The sequence below is a fragment of the Streptomyces sp. NPDC057302 genome, from assembly GCF_042667685.1.
Lineage (GTDB): Bacteria > Actinomycetota > Actinomycetes > Streptomycetales > Streptomycetaceae > Streptomyces.
Map to the genome: position 1 here is coordinate 58,759 of NZ_JBHUZJ010000020.1, position 22,906 is coordinate 81,664.

Consider the following 22,906-nt stretch of genomic DNA (forward strand, 5'->3'; position numbering starts at 1 on the left):
CGCGGGGAACTGCGCGATCAGCCGAGTACAACCCGCGGGCGAAGGCAGATGCGGGGCCGGACGCACGCGAACCCGCAGGCCAGAAGGCCTGCGGGTCCACATGTCACGCTAAGTGCAGCGCAGCGTCAGGCAGCCTTGGGGGCGTTGACGTCGCTCGGCAGAGCCTTCTGCGCGACCTCGACGAGCGCGGCGAACGCGTTCGGGTCGTTGACGGCCAGCTCCGCGAGGATCTTGCGGTCCACCTCGATGTTGGCGGCGTTCAGACCCTGGATGAGGCGGTTGTACGTCATGCCGTTCTCGCGGGCAGCGGCGTTGATGCGCTGGATCCACAGCCGACGGAAGTCGCCCTTGCGCTTCTTGCGGTCGTTGTAGTTGTAGACCAGGGAGTGGGTGACCTGCTCCTTGGCCTTGCGGTACAGGCGCGAGCGCTGGCCGCGGTAACCCTTGGCAGCCTCGAGGATCGCCCGACGCTTCTTGTGGGCATTGACTGCCCGCTTGACGCGTGCCACTTGTTAACTCCTTGTAGCGGGGCCGTGGTTGGACTCACACGACCCGGTTTCGATTGGGTCCCGGTCAAAGCTCAGGCGCGGTGGGCGCCTGAACTCACTTGCCGAGAAGCTTCTTGATCTTCTTGGCGTCGCCCGGGGCCATCTCGGCGTTGCCACTGAGGCGACGCGTCAGACGGGACGACTTGTGCTCGAGCAGGTGGCGCTTGCCGGCGCGCTCACGGAGCACCTTGCCGGAGCCGGTGATCTTGAAGCGCTTGCTGGCACCGCTGTGCGTCTTGTTCTTCGGCATAGCGCCGTTCTCTCCTCGTCAGTGGCACTCGGATGCCCGGTCGTGAAACCGGGCATCCGGGAACCGTACGTATCAGTTGGCGATCCCCGGACTTTCGTCCCGAGATCAGGCCTCGGCAGGAGCCTCGGCCGGGGCCTCGGCGGGAGCTTCGGCGACCGACTCGGCAGGAGCCTCGTCGAGCTCCTCGTCGTCCGCGACGGCGTTCTGCGAGCGGCCCGGGTTGGCCTTCGCGTCCGCCTTGCGGACTGCCTGGGCCTCGCGGGCCTCGGCCATGGCTTCGGTCTTCTTCTTGTGCGGACCGAGGACCATGATCATGTTTCGGCCGTCCTGCTTCGGGTTCGACTCGATGAACCCGAGGTCTTCGACGTCGTTCGCGAGACGCTGAAGCAGTCGGTAGCCGAGCTCCGGCCTGGACTGCTCGCGACCACGGAACATGATCGTGATCTTGACCTTGTCGCCCTGCTTGAGGAACCGGACGACGTGACCCTTCTTGGTGTCATAGTCGTGCGGGTCGATCTTCGGCCGGAGCTTCATCTCCTTGATGACCGTGTGCGCCTGGTTCTTGCGCGCCTCACGGGCCTTCATGGCCGACTCGTACTTGAACTTCCCGTAGTCCATGAGCTTGCACACGGGCGGACGGGCTGTCGCCGCCACCTCGACCAGGTCGAGGTCGTACTCCTGTGCAAGCTCCAGGGCCTTGGCAAGCGGAACAATCCCGACCTGCTCGCCGCTCGGGCCGACAAGTCGCACCTCGGGAACGCGAATCCGGTCGTTGATGCGGGGCTCGGCGCTGATGGATCCTCCTCGGTAGCACCACGCGGCGGTCTGGCGGACAGCCGCGTTACGTCTGTTGTAGCGACCAACCGAGTGAGAACATAAAAAATGCCCCAACCGATCACAGGAAGGGGCTCCATTACTACCGGAGCACCTCCGCGGTGATCGCGGGGCGCAGCTCGGGCCTGCCGTAGTCTCGAAGACTTCGGCTGCCTGACCGGTGACCCGTCGCTCCAAGGAGCGACTAGGTGGGAAGCGGAGCCTCCACTTGTGGGCCGGATCTCTGCGTGGCACGCGAGCGTCCGGCCGGTCGTTACACAAGGTTAGCAGCTCCACGGGGGTGGGGCTAACCCAACGGCGTCCGTGGCCGCGCACGGACGCCCGCGGCTTACTCCGTCCGGGGCTCCGCTTATCGTGTGGACATGAGCGACGCGACCCCCACCCCCGAGTCCGCCACCGGTGACTCCCCCGATTTCGACACCCTGACCCGTGACATCGCGGACGTCCCCGCGGTCGAGGTGATCACCACGGTCGCCGTCCACCTGATGAGCGCCGCGGCCGTGAACCTCGGCCTCGCCGAGGGCGGCGAGGGCCACAAGGACCTCGACGAGGCCCGCAAGCTGATCCACTCGCTCGCCGGTCTGATGGACGCGAGCGCCACGGAGATCTCCTCGTTCCACGCGGCACCGCTGCGCGACGGCCTGAAGTCGCTCCAGCTGGCCTTCCGCGAGGCGTCCACCGTGCCGGACGAGCCGGGTCAGGGTCCGGGCGAGAAGTACACGGGCCCGGTCTTCGGCTGATTCCTTCCCGTACGGGGCTGAGGGATCAGCCTTCTCGTACGTACAGGGGCTCGCCCGGTGGCGTCGCCTCGGCAGGCAGCAGTGCCAGGTCGAGGCCGCTCACCAGGCGGGCCCTCAGTGTTTCGTCGGCCGCGATGTGCCCGGCGACGCGCTGGGCGGCTTCGGCCGGGTCCGCCCCGGGGGCGAGGACGAGCGCGAGGGTGCCGTCCGCGGTGCCCGCGCCCAGGTAGGCGCGCAGGACGGCGGGCTCGGCGGCGACTGCCGCGCGCACGGCGGCCGTGACGGCGGGGTCGGCGAGCGGGTCCCTGGTGTGGCGGCCTTCGGAGAGGGCGATCAGGGCGGGGCGGTTGATCTCGTAGGCAACGGGTCCCGCGAGGTCGAGCACGATCGTGTCGGCCTGCTCGTGGGCCGCGGCCTGGAGCGCCTGGTGCAGGGGGACGGCGACGGGCCGGGCCTCGGGGTCCCACAGGGCGAGGGCCCGGGTCGAGGTGAACGCGGGCAGTGCCTTGCGGTCGCCCGCCTTGAGGGTGGGCACGGCCATGTCGCTGGTCTTCTCGCGGCGAAGCCCGTTCTCGTCCTCCTCCACCTCGCCGAGTACGGCGACCACGGGGACGAGCAGCCGGGCGCCGGTGAGCGCTTCCAGGACGGGGCCGTGGGCCGTGCGGTCGGCGGACCAGGCCGTCAGGGCCGCGGTGAGCCTGGGGTCGGCGGACCCGTCGTCGTCGGAGAAGCCGGGGTCCGGGATGTTCTTGTTCGCCACGGCTCCGACCCTATCGACCGGGGTCCGGGACCTGGCGGGCGGTGCCGGGGCGGGCTCCACGCCGGCCGCGCCAGAGGTGGACCGCCGCTGCCAGGAGGGCCACGCCGAGGCCGCCCGCGACCGGGCCCACCCACCCGGCGGGGCCGCCGTCGCCCGCGTCCTCGTCGGGCCCCGGGCCGAAGTACTTCTTCCCGTACGCCGTGGAGCTCAGCTCCTGCGGCTTCTTCTTGCCGCCCTCGGCGATCGCTGCCGCCGGGTCGATGAAGCCGAAGCCGTGCGAGTCGTCGCGGCCCCCGCTGGGGACGTCACGGGCGGTGTCCTCCAGGAGCTGCTTGATCTGGACCGGGGTCAGGCCGGGGTGAGCGGCGCGGATCAGGGCGACGGCGCCGGAGACGAACGCGGAGGCCGCGCTGGTGCCCCAGCCTTCGTAGTACTCGCGGTCGGGGTCGGCGATGACGATCTTCTTGCCGGGGGCGCTGACGGTGGCGTACCAGCGGCGGGTGGAGAAGGAGGCGCGGTCGCCGTACTTGTCGACGGCGGTGGCGGCGATGACTCCGGGGTAGGCCGCGGGGTACGAGATGTGGTCGCCGCGCTCGCCGCCGTTGCCCGCCGACGCGACGACGACGGAGCCCTTCTTCAGGGCGTACTGGACGGCGGCGTCCTCGGCGGGTTCGGGGTGGGCGGACTTGGAGTCGTCGCCGAGGGAGAGGTTGATGACGTCGGCGCCGTGGTCGGCGGCCCAGCGGATGCCGTCCGCGAGCGCGTTGCCCCGGGTGTTGCGGGCCTTCGCGCGGTCCGGGTCGCCGTCCTCCAGGATCACGCGGATCGGCAGGATCTTCGCCTCCGGGGCGATGCCGATGACGCCGTCGCCGTTGCCCGCGCCGTGTCCGTGGCCCGCGATGATGCCGGCCATGGCGGTGCCGTGCCGGGCCCAGGGGCGGTCGCCCTTCTTCGCCCCGAAGCCGACCATGTCCTTGCCGCCGAGGACGCTGCCGGTCAGGTCGGGGTGGTCGCGGTCTATGCCGGTGTCCAGGACGGCGACGGTGATGCCCTTGCCCTTGGTGGTCTGCCAGGCCTGGCCGGTGTGCATGGCGTCCAGGGCCCACTGCTGTGCGCGTATGCCGTCGTCGGCGTGCGCGGTGGCGGGCAGCAGGGCGAGCGAGGCGGCGAGGGCGGCGGCGGCCGTCCGGCGGATTCTCATGAGGACTTCTCCGTGGCCGCGAGGGTTTTGCGCAGGCGCCGCTCGACGCGGTCGGCGATGCCCTTCGCCTCGTTGCCGAGGCCCGCCTGGGCGGGGGCGGTGGTGTCGGACGACTTCATGGCCTCGTCGGCGGGCTCCGGTTCGGTGACCGCGCGGCCGTCGGCGAAACCGGAGACGGCGAAGGCGACCACGGGGGCGTCCGGCAGTACGGACACGGTCCAGGAGGCCCGCTGGGCGTCGCCGAAGTCGGCGGCCGGGGTGCCCTTGGCCGCGTACGGGCGTGGCATCAGGTCGGGGCGCCGGTCGAGGCCTTCCTCGGTGAAGCGGGTGCGCAGGGAGCGCATCGCCTCGGCGTCGGCCTTGGTGAACAGCAGGCCCACGGTGGTGACATGGCTGCGGGTCGCGTCCGTGTACGTGGCGCGGAGCAGCCGCAGGCAGCCCGCCGGGGCGAGTGCCTTGCGCAGGAGGGGGTCGAAGGCGTCCTTGCAGGTGCTGTCGGGGGCGACGGCGACGCGGGTCCAGGCGCGGTCGGCGCCGCCGGGTCCGGCGCCCTCCCCCTTGATCGTGGCCGGGAAGAGCTGGTCGACGGGCACGCTGTGCCAGAGCTCGCCCGCCACGGCGTACGCGTTGCGCGTGGCGCTCACCCCTTCGGTGCCCCCGGTCAGCAAACTCCCGGTGGCCGCGCCCCCGATGAGCCCGAGGCCGAGCACGACACAGGCCGCGGCGGCGGTCACGCGGGGCTGCGCCCAGGTGCGGACGGGCCGCAGCCGCGTGGTGCTGTCGTCGTAGAGCGCGGGCCGCGCGAACGCCACGAAGGGCCGCCCGGCTCCGGGCCCCGGCGTCAGGTCGACGGCGCCGACCGCGCGGCGGGCGGCGGTGGTCCGGGGTGAGGCGGTGGGCTTGGGTATGACCTTGTCCGTGGGTTCGGCGGGGGCGGACGCAGACGTGGATGCGGACGCGGACCAAGGCGGCGGCGCGAGCCCGGGAAGCGGCGCCGGGTCCGCCTCGGTCGCGGCTGCCGGGCCCGGGGGCGGCGGCGTCACGGGCATCGGGGGAAGCAGCCGAAACTCCGCTCCGCCCGGCGCGCTCTCCACGTCCGGCACATCGCCCCTAGACGGCGCTGCCGTAGAGGGGCCCGGATCGGCCACCGGCGGCGGCGTATCGGGAAATCGCGCCGAAGCGGGTGGCGGCGGCGGAGACTGCGAAGCGTCGGCATCATCGTCCAAGGACACCGCGGGCCGCGGCAACCGCACCCGGTCGAACGGCGCCAACAGGTCCCCGAGCACGGAGTCCTGGGGCGCGGGGTCGGCCTCCGATGACGGCGACGAGAGCTGCGCGCCATCCCCCGGATTGGGGTGAGCCGCGGTCCGCCGCAGCGCGGTGAGCGGGCTGCCGGTCGGATACGCCGGGGCATCGGGGCCAGGGGCCTGGGGCGCGGAGTCGCCCGCCGGTGGAGGCGGGAAGTGCTCGCCGCCCGCCGGGGCCGAGTGAGCGGCAGTCCGCCGCAGCGCGGCCAGCGGGCTGCCGGTCGAGTGCTCCGGGGCCACGGGGTCAGGGGCCTGGGGCGCGGGGTCGCCCGTCGGTGGAGGCGGGAAGTCTTCGCCACCCGCCGGATCCGAATGAGCCGCAGTCCGCCGCAGCGCGGCCAGCGGGCTGCCGGTCGAGTACTCCGGGGCCACGGGGCCGGGGGCCTGGGGCGCGGGGTCGGCCGTCGGTGGGGGCGGGAAGTGCTCGTCGCCCGCCGGGGGCGAGTGGGCCGCGGTGCGCCGCAGCGCGGCCAGTGGGGTGCTGGCCGGGGTCACGGGGTCAGCGGCCTCGGACGCAGCGACGGCGTCCGGGAAGTTTGTGGGCGGGCCCGGGGGCGGAGGTGGAGCCGTGGGACGTGGCGGGACGGGAGCCCGTCGCGCTTCCGTGCTCATGCACCCCCCGTTTCCTCGCTCTTCTGCGCGTAACTCTAAGGGCAGATTCCGGTCGCGAGGGAACCAGTCCGCACCCCCGGGCGATCTGCCCGGATCATCCCCCTACCCTCGGGTAATCCCGTCTGGCAGGCTTCGGCCATGACCTCCCGTGCAGCAGACCGGGCCCGCTACGACCGGGCCACCGCACACCTCGACGCCCCCGTCGCGATCGTCGATCTGGAGGCTTTCGACGCCAACGCCGACGACCTCGTGCGCCGGGCCGGCGGTAAGCCGATCCGGGTCGCGAGCAAGTCCGTACGCTGCCGCGCGCTGCTCGAACGCGTCCTGGCGCGCGACGGCTTCGCCGGGATCATGTCCTACACGCTCGCCGAGTCCCTGTGGCTCGCGCGCTCCGGCTTCGACGACATCCTGCTCGCCTACCCCTCCGCGGACCGCTCCGCCTTCGCCGAGCTGACCGCCGACCCGAAGCTCGCGTCGTCGGTGACCGTGATGATCGACGACCCCGCGCAGCTGCGCCTCATCGACGAGGCCAGGGACGGCGGGCGCGAAGAGGTGCGGGTCTGCCTGGAGTTGGACACCGCCTACAAGGTCCTCGGGGGACGGGTGCGGATCGGGGCGTTGCGCTCGCCCCTGCACTCCCCCGTCCAAGTCGCCGCGCTCGCCCGCGCCGTGACCCGGCGTCCCGGATTCCGGCTCGTGGGCGTGATGGCGTACGAAGGGCACGTGGCGGGGGTCGGTGACGCGGTCGAGGGGCGTCCCGCGCGCTCCCGGGCCATTCGGCTCATGCAGAGCGCCGCCCGCAAGGAGCTCGCCGCCCGGCGGGCGGAGACCATCCGCGCGGTGCGGGCGGTCGCCCCGGACCTGGAGTTCGTCAACGGCGGCGGCACCGGCAGCGTGCAGCACACCGCGGCCGAGCGGGCCGTGACCGAGATCGCCGCCGGGTCGGGTCTCTACGTACCGCGCCTCTTCGACAACTACACGTCGTTCAGCGGGCGTCCGGCCGCACTCTTCGCCCAGCCCGTCGTGCGCCGCCCCGGTGTCGGCACCGTGACCGTGCTCGGCGGCGGCTACCCCGCGTCGGGCGCCGCGGGAGCCGACCGCTCCCCCGTGCCCTACCTCCCCGAGGGGCTGCGCTACGACCCGCAGGAAGGCGCGGGCGAGGTGCAGACGCCGCTGCTCGGCGCGCCCGCCGACGATCTGCTGATCGGCGACAAGGTGTGGTTCCGGCACGCCAAGGCCGGCGAGATGTGCGAGCGGTTCGACGCGCTCCGGCTCGTCGAGGGCGACCGCGTGACGGCCACCGTCCCCACGTACCGGGGAGAAGGCCACACCTTCCTCTGAGAAACCGTCAGGGCGTCGCGTGAGAAACCGTCAGGGCGTCGCGCCCACGCTGTTGCCCACGCCGCCGCTCGTCCCGCCGCCCCCTCGGACCGGACGGATCCCCTTGGTGATCTTGTCCATGTCGGAGAGGGGCGGCACGCCCTCGCCGGTCCGCGCGTCGATCGCGAAGCGGACGATGACCATGGCCTCGGAGCCCTGGCTCGAGGGGAACACGAGCGACTGGACGTACCCGCCGGGGCCGGTCTTCGTGTGGACCCGCCAGCGCACGAGGTAGCCGGAGCGGCCCGCCACCGCCACGGACCCCTCCTTGATCTTCTGGTGGCTCGCGATGCCGTCGAAGGGCTGCCTGCCGATCGCGTCCTCGTCGTACGCCCGGTCCGCCGCCTCCTTGATGTCCCCCAGGGCCAGCACCTTGGGCGAGCGTTCGTCGGTCGCCGTCGCCGTGCGCGAGTACACCGTGCCGTAGCGGCAGAAGCTGCCCTCGCCGGGGCAGTCGTAGGTGTCCGGGGTCTCGACGGTCGGGTCGCTGCCGACGCTGTTCCCGGCCTTCTCCCAGCCGTCGACGACGGGGATGGTGATGCCGTTGAGCGGGTCGACGAGGGTGGAGGGGTCGGGGTCCGGCGCCGACGTGGTGGGCTCCGGCGAGGTCGGCGTGGGGCTGTCCACCGGCTCCGACGTGGTCGGCGCGGGCGGGCCCGCCTGCGGGTCGGTGTCGTCCTCGCCGAGGAGCACCACGCCCGTGACGATCGAAGCGACCAGGACGACCCCGGCGGTGGCCAGCGCCACCACCTTGGCCCGGCTTCCGCTTCCCCCGGACGCCCCGGGCAGCGGCTGGACCTGGGTCTGCGCCAGCGGCGGGCCGAACCCGGGCTGCGCCGGGCCCACCTGAGGGACCTCCGGCGCACGGCGGTGCTCGGTCCACGCCGACCCGTCCCACCAGCGCTCTGTGGGCTGGGCGGGCCGGGCCGACGGGTCCGGGTACCAGCCGGGAGGGGGCGACATGCTCATCCCGGCACTCTAGGACGTGCTCCGAAGATCGGAACAGTCAGAGCCGTCAGAGCAGTCAGAATCCTCAGAGCAGTCAGAACTGTCAGAACTGTCAGAACTGTCAGAACTGTCAGAACACAGAGTCCGCCTGATCCGGCACCACCGAGCCGTCCTCGCGCAGGACGGGTCCCTTGCTGCCGTCCGGTTCGTTGTAGGCGGACGTCGAGCACGGGTAGAGGTCCGGCTTCTGCTTCATGGGCTCGATGAACATGGGGTTCACGACCCAGCGGCCGTCCGCGTTGTCGTAGCCGCGGCACATGACCTCGTTCTTGTTCCGGTTCAGGACGAGGTGCGCGCCCGTGGCGTCGCCGACGAACGTCACGTCCGTGTCGGCGTCACCGCCGCCCAGCGCGATGCGGTGGGACGGGTCCTGCTTGTCCCAGGCCGACTTGCCCTTGACGCCGTAGATCTCCTGGTTGATCCAGCAGCGCTTGCCGTCGATGTACGGGATGGCCTCGCCCTTGTTCACGGGGACGTTGCCACAGCCCTGGTTCCAGGTGGTGATCCGGCCCTTGCGGTCCAGGACGGAGCGGATGGCGATGGTGTGCTTGCGGTCGATGCCGACGCCCTTGGACCAGACCTCGGTCACCGGTTCCGAGCCCGCCGAGACGATGTAGACGTCGAACCCGGCCTTCTTGAGCGTGCGGATGAGGTCGCGCTGCTGGTCGTAGTAGCGCGCGTAGCCGGGGATCTCGTGCGTGCCGACGGTCTGGGTGGCGCCGACGGGGGCGGCGAGCACCTGCCTCCGGGCCTTGGCCGCGTACGACTCCAGTTCGGGCACGGTGTGCCCGGCGAAGAGCTGGGGCACCCAGGCGTACTGCGGGACGGTGTGCCGATGGTCCCACTGACCCGCGAAGGCGGCGGCGCCGCTCATCGTCTTGCCGTCCTCGCGGACCTCGAAGATCTCGTCGGCGCAGTCGGTGTCGGTGGAGGTGGGCAGCGGCTTGCCGACCGGCACCTTCGTGCCGCAGGCCTTGGTGAGCGCCTTGTCGGCCGCGTCCGTCATCCACTTGCTGGTGGACTTCCAGGTGGCGGGGCGCAGGATCTTGTCGTGGTGCAGGGACCAGGCGATCGTCGCGTCGGTGATGTCGTTCTTGACGACGGTGTTGTCCCAGTCGAAGGCGGCGACGGGACGCTTCTGGTCGTGGCCGCGGTGGGAGCCGCAGCGTCCGCGGTCGTCGATCATCTGCTGGAGCCGGTCACGGTTGTCGCCGTACCAGGTCAGTTTCTTGGACAGCTGCGGGCAGTGGGCCTTCGCAGCGGGGGAGTTCGCGGGCGTGGCGGCGGCCGCGGGGAGCGTCGCAGGCACGGCCGCCAGAGTGGCGACCGTGGCCAGCGTCAACGCCAAGGCATGTCTGTTACGCATGCGCATGGACCGTACATCAATCTCGGGGCCGGGTCAGGACCCGTGCACCGTGTCCTTCTGGTCGGGGATCACGGACCCGTCGGCGCGGCGCACGGGGCCTGCTTCGCCGTCCCGTTCGGTGTAACCGGTGCTGGCGCACGGGTACGGCTTCGCCAGCTTGCCCTTGGGCTCGATGAACATGGGGTTCACCAGCCAGCGGCCGTCACCGTTGTCGTACGCGCGGCACATCAGCTCGTTCTTGTTGCGGTTCAGGACGAGCCGCAGGGCCGTGGCATCGCGCAGGAAGCTGATGTCGGTGTCGGAGTCACCGGCCGCGAACACCTGGCGCCTGTGTGCCGGCTGGACCTTCTCGGCGGCGGCGCCCTTCACCCCGTAGATCTCCTGGTTGATCCAGCAGCGCTTGCCGTCGATGTACGTGATCATCGAGTCGTCGCCGTCCTTGACGGAGCCGCAGCCCGCCAGACGGGCCGTCAGCTTGCCGTGCGCGGTGACGTTGCGGATGCCGATGGTGTGCCGTGCGTCGACGCCGACGCTCTTCGCCCACACCTCGGCGACCGGCTCGGGCGACGCGGAGACCACGTAGACGTCGAATCCGGCCTTCTTCAGCGTGCGGATGAGGTCGCGCTGCTGGTCGTAGTAGCGGGCCCAGCCGGTGAAATCGCCGGTGCCGACGCGCTGTTCGGTGCCGACGGGGGCGGCGAGGTTCTGCTTGCGGGCCGCGGCGGCGAAGTCCTTGACCTGGTGGGTGGACCAGCCGCGGGTGAGCTGGGCGAGCCAGGCGTACTGGGGTTCCATGCGGCGGTGGTCGTAGCCGGCGAAGGCCGCGTTGCCGCCGGTGGTGGCGCCCTCGCTGTAGACGGCGGCGATCTCGTCGGCGCAGCCGGTGTCGCGGCGCGTGGGGAGGGTGGCTCCGGTGGCGGGGCAGGCCTTGGCGAGGGCCTTGGCCGCCGGGTCGGTGAGATAGCGGCTCGTGGTGTGCCAGTCCGCGTTCTTCGGCGTACGTATCTTGCTGTTGCGCAGGAGCCAGAACATGGTGGCGTCACCGACGTCGTTCTTGATGACGGTGTTGTCCCAGTCGAAGGTGGCGACGGGCTTGGCCCCGCCCCTGTCCGCGCCCTTGTGCCCGCCGTCGCCGCAGCGCCCGTACGTGTCGATCATCTTCTGGAGTCTGGCCCGGTTGTCGCCGTACCAGCCGGGCGAGACGGTGAGCGTGGGGCATTTCCCGGCCGTGGAGCGGGCCGTCCGAGGGGGCTGGGTGGCCTCCGCGGTCGCCTGGACGGTGATGAGACCGGTGGTGGCGACGGCGAGGACGGCTGCGGCCGCGGCGCAGCGGCGCTTGAGGTTCATGAACACACTCCTGTGTCTACGCAGGACAGCCGGGCGTCGTGCGACGCCCGGCTGTCGGGAGGGTTGCTGCGGGGTGAACTACACGGAGGTCGGCTACACGGGCGTGACGTACGCGCCCGAGATGCCGCCGTCGACCAGGAAGTCGGTGGCGTTCACGAAGGAGGAGTCGTCGCTGGCGAGGAAGGCCACGGCGGCGGCGAGCTCGTCGGCCTCTGCGAAGCGGCCCACGGGGATGTGGACGAGGCGGCGGGCCGCCCGCTCCGGGTCCTTGGCGAAGAGCTCCTGGAGGAGCGGGGTGTTGACCGGGCCGGGGCACAGGGCGTTCACGCGGATGCCCTCGCGGGCGAACTGCACGCCCAGCTCGCGGGACATCGCGAGGACGCCGCCCTTGGACGCGGTGTACGAGATCTGGGAGGTCGCCGCGCCCATCCTCGCGACGAACGACGCGGTGTTGATGATCGAGCCCTTGCCCTGGCGCCGCATGTAGGGAATGGCAGCCTTGCAGCACAGGAAGACGGAGGTGAGGTTGACCTCCTGGACGCGCTTCCAGGCCTCCAGGCCCGTGTCCAGGATGGAGTCGTCGTCGGGCGGCGAGATGCCCGCGTTGTTGAAGGCGATGTCGACCGAGCCGTAGGTGTCGTAGGCGGTCTTGAAGAGCGCCTCGACCTGCTCGGCGTCGGTGACGTCGACCTTGACGAAGGTCCCGCCCACCTCGTCGGCCGCGGCCTTGCCCGCGGTCTCGTCGATGTCGCCGCAGACGACGTGCGCGCCCTCGGACGCGAGGCGGCGCGCGGTGGCGAGGCCGATGCCGCTTCCCGCGCCGGTGACGACGGCGGTGCGGCCGACCAGGCGGCGGCAGATGTTCTCTGTCATGGGGGTTCAGGCCTCCGTGCTGATGAAGACGTTCTTGGTTTCCGTGAAGGCGGCGAGCGCGTCCGGGCCGAGCTCACGGCCGAGTCCGGACTGCTTGTAACCCCCGAACGGGGTCCAATAGCGCACGCTGGAGTGCGAGTTGACGGACAGGTTCCCGGCCTGGACGGCCTGGGAGACCCGCAGCGCCCTGCTGACGTCCCGCGTCCAGATGGAGCCGGACAGGCCGTACTCGGTCGCGTTGGCGAGGCGGATCGCGTCGGCCTCGTCGTCGAAGGGGATGACGACGGCGACCGGGCCGAAGACCTCCTCCGTCGCCACCGGCGACGCGGCGTCGACGTCGGTGAGGAGCGTCGGCGGGAACCAGAAGCCGGAGCCTTCGGGGGCCGTTCCGTGGATCCCCGCGCCGGCCGGAACGTACGAACGCACGCGCTCCAGCTGGGACTTGGAGATCAGCGGGCCCATCTGCGTCTTCTCGTCGGCCGGGTCGCCGACGACGACGGACTCGACGGCCGGGCCGACGATCTCCAGGAAGCGGTCGTACACCGATCGCTGGACGAGGACGCGGGTGCGGGCGCAGCAGTCCTGGCCGGAGTTGTCGAGATACGACATGGGGGTGGCGAGGGCGGCCGCTTCCACGTCCGCGTCGGCGAAGACGATGTTCGGGCTCTTGCCGCCGAGTTCGAGGGTCAGACGCTTCACCCGGTCGGCGCACTTGGCCATGATCTGCTTGCCGACGCGGGTGGATCCGGTGAACACGATCTTGGCGACGCCGGGGTGCTCGACCAGGGCGTTGCCCGCGACGTCACCGGCGCCGGGCAGGACCTGGAAGAGGCCTTCGGGGAGGCCTGCCTGAAGGGCGAGTTCGGCCAGGCGCAGCGCGGTGAGCGGGGTCGTCTCGGCGGGCTTGAGGATGACCGCGTTGCCTGCCGCGAGCGCCGGGGCGGTGCCCCAGGCGGCGATCGGCATCGGGAAGTTCCAGGGAGCGATGACGCCGACGACCCCGAGGGGTTCGAGGATCGTGACGTTCAGGCCCCCGGCCACCGGGATCTGACGGCCGCTCAGCCGCTCCACTCCCCCGGCCGCGAAGTCCAGGAGGTCGCGGACGTTGCCCGCCTCCCAGCGTGCGTTGCCGATGACGTGACCGGCTTCGCGGACCTCCAGCCGGGCGAGCTCTTCCAGGTGTTCGTCGACGGCCACCGCGAAGCGGCGGAGCAGGCGGGCGCGGTCGGCGGGGGCGAGGGCGGACCACTTCGCCTGGGCCGCGCCGGCACGGACGACGGCGGCGTCGACGTCCTGTGCGGTGGCGGCGGGGACGGTCGCGACGACCTCTTCGGTCGCCGGGTTCAGTACCTCGAGCACGTGCTTCCTCACATACGTTCGAAGGAGCGGCGGAGCTCCCAGTCGGTCACCGCGGATTCGAAGGCGTCCAGTTCGACCCGGGCCATGTTGCTGTAGTGCGCGACCACCTCGTCGCCGAAGGCCGCCTTGGCGATGGCGCTGTTCTCCCAGAGCTCGGCGGCTTCGCGCAGGGTGGTGGGCACGTGCGCGTAGTCACCTGTGTAGGCGTTGCCCGTGCACTCCTCGGGCAGTTCGAGCTTCTGCTCTATGCCGTGCAGCCCCGCGGCCACGAGTCCGGCGACCGCGAGGTGCGGGTTCACGTCGCCGCCCGGCAGCCGGTTCTCGAAGCGCATCGAGCGGCCGTGGCCGACGACGCGCAGGGCGCAGGTGCGGTTGTCGTAGCCCCAGGCGGCGGCGGTCGGCGCGAAGGATCCCGGCCGGAACCGCTTGTAGGAGTTGATGTTGGGCGCGTAGAGGAGCGAGAACTCCCGCAGCGCCGCGAGCTGCCCGGCCAGGAAGTGCCGCATGACGGCCGACATGCCGCCGGGCCCCTCACCGGCCATGGCGTTGGTGCCGTCCTCGTCCGCGAGGGAGAGGTGGATGTGACAGGAGTTGCCCTCGCGCTCGTTGTACTTGGCCATGAAGGTGAGCGAGACACCCTCCTGGGACGCGATCTCCTTGGCGCCGGTCTTGTAGATCGCGTGCTGGTCGCAGGTGACGAGGGCGTCGTCGTAGCGGAACACGATCTCGTGCTGGCCCGGGTTGCACTCGCCCTTGGCCGACTCGACGACGAGCCCGGCGGCCGCCATCTCGTTGCGGATGCGGCGAAGGAGCGGCTCGATGCGTCCGGTGCCGAGCACGGAGTAGTCGATGTTGTACTGGTTCGCCGGGGTCAGGGCCTTGTAGCCCGCGTCCCAGGCCTGCTCGTAGGTGTCCTTGAAGACGATGAACTCGAGCTCCGTGCCGACGTTGGCGCTGTAGCCGAGCTCGGCGAGCCGGTCCAGCTGGCGGCGCAGGATCTGGCGGGGCGCGGCCACGACGGGCGAGGCGTCGTTCCAGGCGAGGTCCGCGATGAGCATCGCGGTGCCGTCGTTCCAGGGGACGCGGCGCAGGGTGCTGAGATCGGGGCGCATGGCGAAGTCGCCGTAGCCGCGGTCCCAGGAGGACATCGCGTATCCCTCGACGGTGTTCATCTCCGCGTCGACGGCCAGGAGGTAGTTGCAGCCCTCCGTGCCGTTCTGCAGGACGTCGTCGAGGAAGAAGGGGGCGGCGAACCGCTTGCCCTGGAGCCGCCCTTGCATATCGGGGAAGGCCAGGACGACAGTGTCGATCTCGCCGCTCGTGACGAGAGCACGCAGCTCCTCGATCCCGAGCGGGGGTGTGCGGTCTGCCACGGGAAAATCCTCCTTGGGTCAGCCGAGAGCCATAAGGTATTGCCGAGAACCATTGATTGGGAAGGGGGTACGGCCAGATGTCGCACACGGATGCCGACGCGACGGCTGCCGCCGCCGATGACCGGCTCACGCCCGTGCTGCGTCCCGTGCGGGCGGGCAACGGTTTCGAGGAGGCCCTGGAGCAGATCCTCCAGGTCGTACGCCTGGGCCTGGTGCCCGGCGGTGAACGCCTGCCGTCGGAGCGGGAGTTGGCCGACCGCCTCGGCATCAGCCGGGTGACGCTGCGCGAGGTGCTCAAGGTGCTCCAGGACCAGGGCCTGGTCGAGTCGCGGCGGGGCAGGTACGGCGGCACGTTCGTGCGCCCGCGCCCCGAGGCGGCGGGCGAGGACGAGCTGCGCCGGCGCGTGGCGGACATCGACGTCGAGGACGCGCTGCGCTTCCGCGAGGTCCTCGAGGTGGGCGCGGCCGGGCTGTGCGCCGCCCACGGCCTGAGCGAGGAGCAGCGCGAGCGGCTGCGTACGGCGCTGGCGCAGACCCATGAGGCGCCGCTCTCCGAGTACCGCCGCCTGGACACGCTCCTGCACCTGACCCTCGCCGAGCTGTGCGGCTCCCCCTCGCTCACCGCGCAGTACGCGGCGGTGCGCGCGAGCGTCAACGACCTCCTGGACTGCATCCCCCTCTTGGTACGGAACCTGGAGCATTCGCAGCGCCAGCACACCGCGCTCGTCGAGGCGGTGCTCGACGGGGACGCGGACGGGGCGCGGGAGATGATGCGCGAGCACTGCGCGGGTACGGCCGCTCTGCTGCGGGGCTTTCTGACATAAGGGGCGGGGTGAGCGGTGATTAACGGCGGTGTAACGCATAGGTCTTGATTTCTCGCACCCGGGACGGCAAAGGTATGGATCCGTTCCATTGAGTCGCCCGTTCCATCGAGTCGCCCGATCCCCCGCGTCACCCGTCCCCAGGAGCCGTGCCATGACCGTGGAGTCACCCAAGACGAGCAGCGCCGCCGAACCGGCGGACGACTATCTGGAGCGCAGAACCCTGCGCAGGGGCAGCGCGGGCTGGCTGCTGCTCACCGGCCTCGGTGTCGCCTACGTCGTCTCCGGCGACTTCTCGGGATGGAACTTCGGCCTGGCGGAGGGCGGATTCGGCGGGCTCGCCATCGCCATGGCGCTCATGGGCGTGATGTACGCGTGCATGGTGTTCTCGCTGGCGGAGCTGTCGTCGGTGCTCCCCACCGCGGGCGGCGGCTACGGCTTCGCGCGCCGGGCGCTCGGCCCGTGGGGCGGCTTCCTCACCGGCACGGCGATCCTCATCGAGTACATCCTGGCGCCCGCCGCGATCTCCATCTTCATCGGCGACTACGTGGAGTCCCTCGGCCTCTTCGGCCTCACCTCCGGCTGGCCGGTGTATCTGGCCTGCTTCGTCGTCTTCATCGGCATCCACCTGTGGGGCGTCGGCGAGGCGCTGCGCTTCAGCTTCGTCGTCACGGGCATCGCGGTGGCGGCGCTGCTGATCTTCGCGGTCGGCGCGTTCATGGACTTCGACGCGTCGAAGCTGAACGACATCCCCGTGGAGGCGGACGCCTTCGGCGCCAACTCCTGGCTGCCGATGGGCCTGTTGGGGATCTGGGCGGCGTTCCCGTTCGGCATGTGGTTCTTCCTGGGCGTGGAAGGCGTCCCGCTCGCGGCGGAGGAGACCAAGGACCCCGCCCGCACGCTGCCGCGCGCGATCCGCTGGTCGATGGCCATCCTCGTGGTGCTCGCGCTCCTCACGTTCTTCGCGTCGGCGGGTGCGCGCGGCGCCAACGCGATCCAGGAGGCGGGCAACCCGCTGGTGGAGGCGTTGCAGCCGGGCGGCGAGGCGACCGCGCTCAGCCGCATCGTCAACTACGCGGGCCTGGCGGGCCTGGTGGCCTCCTTCTTCTCCCTCATCTACGCGGGCTCGCGCCAGCTGTTCGCCCTGTCGAGGGCGGGCTACCTGCCGCGTTTCCTGTCCCTGACGAGCAGCCGCAAGGCCCCCTACCTGGGCCTCCTGGTCCCCGGGGCGATCGGCTTCGGCCTGGCGGCGGCGACCGGGGACGGCGCGCGGATGCTGAACGTGGCGGTGTTCGGGGCGACGATCTCGTACGCGCTGATGTCGCTCTCGCACATCGTGCTGCGCCGCAGGGAGCCGGGCCTCGAGCGGCCCTACCGCACGCCGGGCGGCATGCTGACCTCGTCGGTGGCGCTGGTCCTCGCCTGTTCGGCGCTGGTCGCGACGTTCCTGGTGGACGTGACGGCGGCGCTGATCGCGCTCGGGGTATACGTGGTGGCGATCGCGTACTTCGGCTTCTACAGCCGCAAGCGGCTGGTGGCGCGGGCGCCCGAGGAGGAGTTCGCGGCGCTCGCCGCCGCGGAGGCGGAACTGGAACGCGACTGAGCGTGAGGGACATGAAGGAGACGAGGGTGAGCGCGAGCACCGGCCGGCCACTGATCGGCGTCAGCACCTACCTGGAGGCGAAGGCGAGCTGGGGCGTGTGGGAGCTGCCCGCGGCGCTGCTCCCCGCCGGCTACCCGCGGCTGGTGCGGGCGGCGGGGGGTCTCACCGCGATGCTTCCGCCGGACGATCCTTCGTACGCCGATGAAGTCGTCGCCAGGCTGGACGGCGTGGTCATCGCGGGCGGGCCCGATGTCGATCCCGTCCGTTACGGCTCGGAGCGTGAGGAGCGCACGGGCCCTCCGGCGCGGGAGCGGGACGCGTGGGAACTGGCGCTGATCGGGGCGGCGTTGGCGTCGGGGACGCCGCTGCTCGGCATCTGCCGGGGGATGCAGCTCCTGAACGTGGCCCTTGGCGGGACGCTGGTGCAGCACATGGAGGGGCATGTGGAGGCGGTGGGCGTCTTCGGCACGCACGAGGTGAAGCCGGTGGCGGGCACGCTGTACGCGTCCATCGCGCCGGCCGCGTGCCCCGTCCCCACGTATCACCACCAGGCGGTGGACCGGCTGGGCAAGGACCTGATCGTCTCGGCCCACGCGGTGGACGGCACCGTGGAGGCGGTGGAACTCCCGTCCCCGCACTGGGCCCTGGGAGTGCAGTGGCATCCCGAGATGGGGGACGACCTCCGGGTCATGTCGGCGCTGGTCCGCGCGGCGGGGCGGTAGGGCTCGGGCGGACGGGCCTGCACCCCGGGGCCATCCCTCCGGAAGAGCCTTTCCCTCCCACCCACCCGGCGCCCCGCGGGGTAATCGGGTGGGTGGGAGGGAAAGCAATACGCCGAAGGCGAGGCACGCGGCCCCAGCCCCCGGGTGCACATCGCCCCCGACGCCGCCTAGTCCACCCCCACCCGAGTAAGCGACAGCAGGTCCCGCGCAGGCCCGGTAGGCCGATGCCCCGTGGGCCACACCGCCCGAAGGGCCCGCCGCAGCCGCACCCCCTCCAGGGGAATGTTCACCAGGCGCCGAGCCGACAGCTCCTCCCCCACCGCGAGCTCACTGAGCACCGCGGGCCCCGCCCCGTTCACCGCGGACGCCTTCACCGCGGTGGTGGACGACAGCTCGATCAGCGGGCGGGCGAGGCCCCCCAGCGCCGCGTCCAGGACCTGCCGCGTCCCCGAACCCTCCTCCCGGAGAATCAGCGGCGTGGCCGCGAGCTCCGCCGCCCCCAGCGGCTTGCGCCGCCGCGCCCAGGCGTGACCCGGCGCCGTGACGACGATCAGGCTGTCGTGCGCGATGACGACCTCGTCGAGCCCGCTGGGCACCGCGAGCCCCTCGACGAAGCCGAGGTCCGCCTCCCCGGCGAGGAGCCGCTCCGCGACCGCGGTCGAGTTGCCCGCCGTCAACGACACCGCCGTGTCCGGCCGCTGCGTCCGCAGCGCCATCAGCCAGCCCGGCAGCAGATACTCGGCGATCGTCATGCTCGCGGCGACCCGCAGCCGCGAGTCCCGCCGGTCCCGCAGCGCCTGCGCGCCCACGTCGAACGCCTCCGCCGCCTCCACGATCCGCCGCGCCCAGTCGGTGACCAGAGCCCCCGCGTCCGTGAGCTGCGAGCCGCGCGGCGACCGGTCGACCAGCGCGACCCCCAGCTGCCGCTCCATCGACCGGACGCGGCTGCTGGCGGCGGGCTGTGTGATGCCCATTTCCTTCGCGGCCCGCCCCAGACTCCCCAGCCGCGCCACGGCGAGCAGCAGTTCGAGCGCCCCGAGGTCCGGCACCCGGTGCGCGAGCGGCGCCCCCGACGACGTATCGGACACACCGGAGGAACCGGAACCAGAAGACGTACCCATAAGCCCACGTTATGCCCTCATACGAAGATGCCTCCTGGTGGGGGGCCCGCACAACGGCGACCGTGGACCCATGGTCACCGTCGCCCACCAGCAGGCACCCCTGAACACCACCGCAGCCCCCACCGCCCCCACCGCCCGCATCACCCTCGCCACCCGCCACCTCGGCCCGAACTGGTACGCCACCGTCATGGGCACGGCGATCATCGGCGGCGCGGGCGCGACCCTGCCGGTCCACGTCCCCGGCCTGCGCACCGCCTGCACCGCGGTCTGGGCGCTCTCCCTCCTCATGCTGGCCGCGCTCGTCGCCGCCCGGACCCTGCACTGGATCCACCACCGCGACCAGGCCCGCGCCCACCTCCTGGACCCGTCCGTCGCCCCCTTCTACGGCTGTCTCTCCATGGCCCTGCTCGCGGTCGGCGGCGGCGCGCTCCTCGTGGGCGAGGACTGGATCGGGACGAGCGCGGCGGTCGCCCTCGACGTCGTCCTCTTCGTCACCGGCACCGCCATCGGCCTGGCGGCGGCCGTGGCGATCCCGTACCTGATGGTGGTGGAGCACCGCACGGAACCGGGCCAGGCGTCGCCCGTCTGGCTGCTGCCCCTGGTGGCCCCCATGGTCTCCGCCGCCCTTGGCCCCCTCCTCGTGCCCCACCTCCCGGCAGGTCAGGCGCAGGAGACGCTCCTCTTCGCCTGCTTCGCGATGTTCGGCCTGAGCCTGCTCGCCACCCTGGTGATGCTGCCGATGATCTTCGCCCGCCTGCTGACCGGCGGCCCGTTCCCCCTCGCGCTCACCCCGACGCTCTTCCTGGTGCTCGGCCCCCTCGGCCAGTCGACGACGGCCGTGAACAAGTTCGCCGACACCGCGGCGACCGGCGTCGTCCCGGCCCCCTACGACCAGGGCTTCGCCGTCTTCGCCGTGCTCTACGGCGTCCCGGTGATGGGCTTCGCCCTGCTGTGGCTCGCGCTCGCGGGCGCCATGGTGGTGCGGGCCCGCCGCAAGGGCATGGGCTTCGCGATGACCTGGTGGGCGTTCACGTTCCCCGTGGGTACGTGCGTCACGGGCGCGGAGGGCCTGGGCAAACACACCGGGCTCGCGGTGTACGACTGGCTGGCGATCGCCCTGTACGCCCTGCTGGTGACGGCCTGGGCGGTGGCGCTCACCCAGACCCTGCGCGGCCTGCTCAACGGCAAGCTGCTCGCAGCGCCACGCCAAGCACCGCCGGTGCCTCCGTCAGCGACGGCCCGTACCACGTGAGGTGGCGGCCGCTGACGAGCGCCGAGGGGGTCGTGAACTCCTCGGGGCCGTCCTTCCGGGTGAAGCGGTAGGGCTCGTCGGGCAGGACCACCACGTCCGGGGCCACCGCCCGCAGTTCCTCGATCGGAACGCGCGGATAGCGCTCGGCGTGCGTCGCGTACGCGTTGTCGACGCCCAGGCGCCGCAGCAGATCCCCCGCGAACGTGTCGTGCCCGAGGACCATCCAGGGGCGCCGCCAGATGGGGATCACCGCCTTCAGCCGGGTCTCCGGCTCCGGCAGCCGCCCCCAGGCGGCCTCGGCCTCGTCCAGCCACCCGGGCCGCCCCGCCCCGCAGGCGGCGAGCACCCGGGCCAGCTCGCGGAAGGCGCCCGGCAGATCGCGTACCTCCGTCACGAGCACCTCGACACCCGCCGCCCGTAGCGCGGCGAGGTCGGGCGCGCGGTTCTCCTCCTCGTTGGCGATCACCAGGTCCGGGGCGAGGCCGACGATCCGGCGCACGTCAGGGTTCTTCGTGCCGCCGACCCGGACCACGCCGAGGTCGTCGAGGTCCTCCGGATGGCTGCACCACTCCGTGGCACCCACCAGCGCCCCCGGCACGCTCACCGCGACCGCCTCGGTCAGCGAGGGCACCAGCGAGACGACCCGTACTGCTGATCCGGCCACAGAACCCTCCCGCCCTCAGCGCCGCGAGCCGTCCAGGGCTTCGATGTGATCGCCGACGGCCACGACGAGCACCTGGGTGTCCGGCACGGTCGCCCGCCACCGGTGGCGGACCCCGCCGGTCAGATACAGGCTGTCGCCGCGCCCCAGGCGGTACGCCCTGCCCTCCGCCTCGACCTCGACGGCGCCGCCCACCACGTACATCAATTCGTCGTTGCGGTGCTGGAACTCGCGGCCCTCGTCGTGGTCGCCGGTGAACTCCATGGCGTGCAGCTGGTGGTGACCGCGCACCAGATTGCGTACGCGGGCGTCGGCGTCGGGGGACGAGCCCTCGCCGTCGCCCTCGTCGGCGCGCATCAGATCGACCGTGCAGGCGGGATCCGCGGCGGCCAGCAGTTCGACGTCGGTCGTCAGGAGGGCGTCGGCGACCCGCTGCAGGGAACGCCTGCTGGGCCGCGCCCGCTCGTTCTCGACCTGGCTCAGAAAGGGCACCGAGAGACCGCTGCGCTCGGCCACCACGGCGAGGGTGAGCTCCAGGTGCCGGCGGCGTCGCCGCACGGCCGAGCCCACTCGGAGGGTTTCCTTCTGCTCGTCCATCGCCTCGGCTCCCTTCTGCGCGTCGGTCCACTCTCAACCCTGATGGGTTTTCTGCACCCTACGCATGTTCGCCAAACGGTTTTGCCCCGTTGCGAGGACCGCCATCTACAGCTTGCGCCAGTAGACAAGCTGACCGGCCTCCCCGGGAGCCGCCCCTTCCCCCGGTATGAACAGGCTGACCAGCAGCGCAGGCCTGCCCTGCGGGTCGGTGACGAGGGTCGCCGACGGATTGGCGAAGGCACGGCTTCCGCCGTGCGTGGAGATGGCCAGCCGGTCGGCCCGGCCGCTCACGGCGTCGTACGCGTACGTCTGCCAGCTCGCGAAGTCACCCTTGCGCCGCTGTCCCTCGACGAAGAGCATCCGCTGCCCGTCCAGTTCGACGGGCGCCCGGTCCCCGAGGTTTCCGCCGTTGCCCCATGCCTGCAGCGCCCGGTCGAGCCGCCGGTCCGGCTCCGCGTGCCAGTCGCGGAACCCGGTGAGGGTGGCGCGCAGCTGACGGTCGGTGTCGCAGTCCGCGCGGTAGTGCCCGGTCAGCTCGATCGTGTTCCCGCGTACGGCGGTGATGCTGGGCGTGCCCTCGGCGCACCGCGAGAGGGTGCGGGGCGCGTCGTAGGCCTGCTGCGCGCGGCCTTCGAGCAGCGCCGCCTCGTCGGCGTACGCGCGCACGGCGATGTGGTTGCGCGGGTCCCTCTCGTAGGCGAGGACGTACCCGCCGTGCCCGTCGTCGGCGAGCGACGCCTGGTGGGTGCCGGGGCCGAAGTCGTGGCGGCGGTGCCAGTGCCGCAGGTCGGTGGAGGTGGCGACGGCGGCATGGAAGCGGCCGTCGTCCAGCAGGGTGTGGTAGACGGCGAGGTACGTGCCGTCGGGGTCCTGGGCGATCTGCGCGGCGTCCATGGTGCGGCCGGTGTCGTCCCGCGTGTCGTAGCGGTGGCCGTCGGCCGCGGTCACGTCCTGGGCCAGGGCGGCGAGCCGCGCGGTGCCCGCGGAGGCCGGGGCGGGGCTGGCGTTCGCCAGGTGCGCGAGCAGGAGCGCGCCCGCGAGGGCGAGGGCCACGGCGAGCAGCAGGCGGGGCATGCGGACGGTCACGGAGGGGCACTTACGTTCGAGCGGCGGGGAGGATGCCCAGCCTAGGGAGCGCGGGTGCCCCCGGGAACGCCCCGAGGGGTGGGCT

Annotated in this window: 22 protein-coding genes; 6 read left to right on the forward strand and 16 right to left on the reverse strand. The window is 71.9% G+C overall.

Annotation, left to right across the window (positions count from 1 at the left end; genetic code table 11):
- Positions 1 to 125: 125 nt before the first annotated feature.
- The 3 genes from rplT to infC all read right to left on the reverse strand — a co-directional run bounded on the left by rplT (position 126) and on the right by infC (position 1,593).
- Positions 126 to 509, reverse strand: coding sequence for a 50S ribosomal protein L20 (rplT, locus tag ACFUPX_RS17075; protein ID WP_383281281.1), 384 nt, complete (start codon positions 507 to 509; stop codon positions 126 to 128).
- Between the two features lie 94 nt (positions 510 to 603).
- Positions 604 to 798: a 50S ribosomal protein L35 gene (rpmI, locus tag ACFUPX_RS17080; RefSeq protein WP_135330421.1), complete on the reverse strand. Its 195-nt coding sequence runs from the start codon at positions 796 to 798 to the stop codon at positions 604 to 606.
- A gap of 105 nt (positions 799 to 903) precedes the next feature.
- Positions 904 to 1,593 (reverse strand): translation initiation factor IF-3, encoded by a 690-nt coding sequence (gene infC / locus ACFUPX_RS17085; protein WP_383322395.1) that lies wholly within the window; start codon positions 1,591 to 1,593, stop codon positions 904 to 906.
- A gap of 401 nt (positions 1,594 to 1,994) precedes the next feature.
- On the opposite strand from infC, the gene ACFUPX_RS17090 reads away from it, so the two are divergent.
- Positions 1,995 to 2,372, forward strand: a complete 378-nt coding sequence (locus ACFUPX_RS17090; protein ID WP_383322263.1) for a DUF1844 domain-containing protein — start codon at positions 1,995 to 1,997, stop codon at positions 2,370 to 2,372.
- A gap of 25 nt (positions 2,373 to 2,397) precedes the next feature.
- Here ACFUPX_RS17090 and ACFUPX_RS17095 read toward each other — a convergent pair whose 3' ends face one another.
- From ACFUPX_RS17095 to ACFUPX_RS17105, 3 genes are read right to left on the reverse strand one after another with little or no spacing between them, the layout of a single operon-like run.
- A complete protein-coding gene (locus ACFUPX_RS17095; RefSeq protein ID WP_383322266.1) occupies positions 2,398 to 3,132 on the reverse strand; it encodes an SseB family protein in 735 nt (244 codons plus the stop codon).
- A gap of 10 nt (positions 3,133 to 3,142) precedes the next feature.
- Positions 3,143 to 4,333, reverse strand: a complete 1,191-nt coding sequence (gene mycP, locus ACFUPX_RS17100) for a type VII secretion-associated serine protease mycosin (protein WP_383322269.1) — start codon at positions 4,331 to 4,333, stop codon at positions 3,143 to 3,145.
- Positions 4,330 to 6,135 (reverse strand): hypothetical protein, encoded by a 1,806-nt coding sequence (locus ACFUPX_RS17105; protein ID WP_383322272.1) that lies wholly within the window; start codon positions 6,133 to 6,135, stop codon positions 4,330 to 4,332. The genes mycP and ACFUPX_RS17105 overlap by 4 nt, the downstream gene beginning before the upstream one ends.
- Before the next feature lie 255 nt (positions 6,136 to 6,390).
- On the opposite strand from ACFUPX_RS17105, the gene ACFUPX_RS17110 reads away from it, so the two are divergent.
- Complete coding sequence (locus tag ACFUPX_RS17110) at positions 6,391 to 7,593, forward strand: amino acid deaminase/aldolase (protein WP_383322275.1); 1,203 nt, start codon at positions 6,391 to 6,393, stop codon at positions 7,591 to 7,593.
- Positions 7,594 to 7,623: 30 nt separating this feature from the next.
- Here ACFUPX_RS17110 and ACFUPX_RS17115 read toward each other — a convergent pair whose 3' ends face one another.
- From ACFUPX_RS17115 to ACFUPX_RS17140, 6 genes are all read right to left on the reverse strand, one after another.
- Positions 7,624 to 8,601, reverse strand: coding sequence for a DUF2510 domain-containing protein (locus ACFUPX_RS17115; protein ID WP_383322278.1), 978 nt, complete (start codon positions 8,599 to 8,601; stop codon positions 7,624 to 7,626).
- Between the two features lie 109 nt (positions 8,602 to 8,710).
- Entirely contained in the window at positions 8,711 to 10,006 is a 1,296-nt protein-coding gene (locus ACFUPX_RS17120) for a haloacid dehalogenase-like hydrolase (RefSeq protein WP_383322281.1), read from the reverse strand.
- A 33-nt stretch (positions 10,007 to 10,039) separates the two neighbouring features.
- On the reverse strand, positions 10,040 to 11,353 hold the full coding sequence (locus ACFUPX_RS17125) for an HAD family hydrolase (protein WP_383322284.1): 1,314 nt from the start codon (positions 11,351 to 11,353) through the stop codon (positions 10,040 to 10,042).
- 93 nt (positions 11,354 to 11,446) lie between these two features.
- Positions 11,447 to 12,226 carry a 3-oxoacyl-ACP reductase gene (locus tag ACFUPX_RS17130; protein ID WP_383322287.1) on the reverse strand — a complete coding sequence of 260 codons (780 nt, stop codon included), beginning with the start codon at positions 12,224 to 12,226 and terminating at the stop codon, positions 11,447 to 11,449.
- A 6-nt stretch (positions 12,227 to 12,232) separates the two neighbouring features.
- Positions 12,233 to 13,585 (reverse strand): aldehyde dehydrogenase family protein, encoded by a 1,353-nt coding sequence (locus ACFUPX_RS17135; RefSeq protein ID WP_383322290.1) that lies wholly within the window; start codon positions 13,583 to 13,585, stop codon positions 12,233 to 12,235.
- A gap of 8 nt (positions 13,586 to 13,593) precedes the next feature.
- On the reverse strand, positions 13,594 to 14,958 hold the full coding sequence (locus ACFUPX_RS17140; RefSeq protein ID WP_383322293.1) for a glutamine synthetase family protein: 1,365 nt from the start codon (positions 14,956 to 14,958) through the stop codon (positions 13,594 to 13,596).
- A 77-nt stretch (positions 14,959 to 15,035) separates the two neighbouring features.
- Here ACFUPX_RS17140 and ACFUPX_RS17145 point away from each other — a divergent pair, with 77 nt between their 5' ends.
- The 3 genes from ACFUPX_RS17145 to ACFUPX_RS17155 all read left to right on the forward strand — a co-directional run bounded on the left by ACFUPX_RS17145 (position 15,036) and on the right by ACFUPX_RS17155 (position 18,104).
- On the forward strand, positions 15,036 to 15,782 hold the full coding sequence (locus ACFUPX_RS17145; RefSeq protein ID WP_383322296.1) for a FadR/GntR family transcriptional regulator: 747 nt from the start codon (positions 15,036 to 15,038) through the stop codon (positions 15,780 to 15,782).
- A gap of 151 nt (positions 15,783 to 15,933) precedes the next feature.
- Positions 15,934 to 17,382, forward strand: coding sequence for an ethanolamine permease (gene eat / locus ACFUPX_RS17150; RefSeq protein ID WP_383322299.1), 1,449 nt, complete (start codon positions 15,934 to 15,936; stop codon positions 17,380 to 17,382).
- A 26-nt stretch (positions 17,383 to 17,408) separates the two neighbouring features.
- Positions 17,409 to 18,104, forward strand: coding sequence for a gamma-glutamyl-gamma-aminobutyrate hydrolase family protein (locus ACFUPX_RS17155; protein WP_383322302.1), 696 nt, complete (start codon positions 17,409 to 17,411; stop codon positions 18,102 to 18,104).
- 167 nt (positions 18,105 to 18,271) lie between these two features.
- Here the strand turns inward: ACFUPX_RS17155 and ACFUPX_RS17160 are convergent, their stop codons facing one another.
- Positions 18,272 to 19,225: a LysR family transcriptional regulator gene (locus tag ACFUPX_RS17160; RefSeq protein ID WP_383322305.1), complete on the reverse strand. Its 954-nt coding sequence runs from the start codon at positions 19,223 to 19,225 to the stop codon at positions 18,272 to 18,274.
- A 70-nt stretch (positions 19,226 to 19,295) separates the two neighbouring features.
- On the opposite strand from ACFUPX_RS17160, the gene ACFUPX_RS17165 reads away from it, so the two are divergent.
- Entirely contained in the window at positions 19,296 to 20,477 is a 1,182-nt protein-coding gene (locus ACFUPX_RS17165) for a TDT family transporter (RefSeq protein WP_383322308.1), read from the forward strand.
- Here the strand turns inward: ACFUPX_RS17165 and ACFUPX_RS17170 are convergent.
- From ACFUPX_RS17170 to ACFUPX_RS17180, 3 genes are all read right to left on the reverse strand, one after another.
- On the reverse strand, positions 20,404 to 21,141 hold the full coding sequence (locus ACFUPX_RS17170) for a helical backbone metal receptor (protein WP_383322311.1): 738 nt from the start codon (positions 21,139 to 21,141) through the stop codon (positions 20,404 to 20,406). The genes ACFUPX_RS17165 and ACFUPX_RS17170 overlap by 74 nt on opposite strands.
- A gap of 15 nt (positions 21,142 to 21,156) precedes the next feature.
- Positions 21,157 to 21,735: a helix-turn-helix domain-containing protein gene (locus tag ACFUPX_RS17175; RefSeq protein WP_383322314.1), complete on the reverse strand. Its 579-nt coding sequence runs from the start codon at positions 21,733 to 21,735 to the stop codon at positions 21,157 to 21,159.
- 105 nt (positions 21,736 to 21,840) lie between these two features.
- On the reverse strand, positions 21,841 to 22,821 hold the full coding sequence (locus tag ACFUPX_RS17180) for a hypothetical protein (RefSeq protein ID WP_383322316.1): 981 nt from the start codon (positions 22,819 to 22,821) through the stop codon (positions 21,841 to 21,843).
- Positions 22,822 to 22,906: the final 85 nt, after the last annotated feature.